Origin of the sequence: Streptomyces lucensis JCM 4490, from assembly GCF_014650035.1 — a bacterium.
Classification (GTDB): Bacteria; Actinomycetota; Actinomycetes; order Streptomycetales; family Streptomycetaceae; genus Streptomyces; species Streptomyces lucensis.
Window position 1 is genome coordinate 1 of the sequence record NZ_BMUE01000054.1, and the last position, 820, is coordinate 820.

1 protein-coding gene is annotated in these 820 nt (G+C 70.2%); it reads left to right on the forward strand.

The genetic code is table 11. From position 1 onward, the window contains the following. A partial coding sequence (locus IE177_RS34610; protein WP_308431616.1) for an acyl-CoA carboxylase subunit beta occupies positions 1–820 on the forward strand: 820 nt, incomplete at both ends.

Consider the following 820-nt stretch of genomic DNA (forward strand, 5'->3'; position numbering starts at 1 on the left):
GCAAGCTGACGGCGCGGGAGCGGATCGAGCTGCTGCTCGACGCCGGGTCCTTCCAGGAGGTCGAGCAGTTGCGCCGGCACCGGGCGACCGGGTTCGGCCTGGAGGCGAAGAAGCCGTACACCGACGGTGTGATCACCGGCTGGGGCACGGTGGAGGGCCGTACGGTCTTCGTCTACGCCCACGACTTCCGGATCTTCGGCGGTGCGCTGGGCGAGGCCCACGCCACGAAGATCCACAAGATCATGGACATGGCCATCGCGGCCGGTGCGCCGCTGGTGTCGCTGAACGACGGCGCCGGCGCCCGTATCCAGGAGGGCGTCTCCGCGCTCGCCGGGTACGGCGGCATCTTCCAGCGCAACACCAGGGCCTCCGGGGTGATCCCGCAGATCTCGGTGATGCTCGGCCCCTGCGCCGGCGGCGCGGCCTACAGCCCGGCCCTGACGGACTTCGTCTTCATGGTCCGCGAGACCTCGCAGATGTTCATCACCGGCCCGGACGTGGTCAAGGCGGTCACCGGCGAGGAGATCACCCAGAACGGCCTCGGCGGCGCGGACGTGCACGCGGAGACCTCCGGCGTGTGCCACTTCGCCTACGACGACGAGGAGACGTGCATCGCCGAGGTGCGCTACCTCCTCTCCCTGCTGCCGCAGAACAACCGGGAGAACCCCCCGCGGGCGGACTCCTCCGACCCGGTGGACCGCCGCTCGGACGTCCTGCTCGACCTGGTCCCGGCCGACGGCAACCGGCCCTACGACATGGCCAAGGTCATCGAGGAGATCGTCGACGACGGCGAGTACCTGGAGGTCCACGAGCGCTGGGC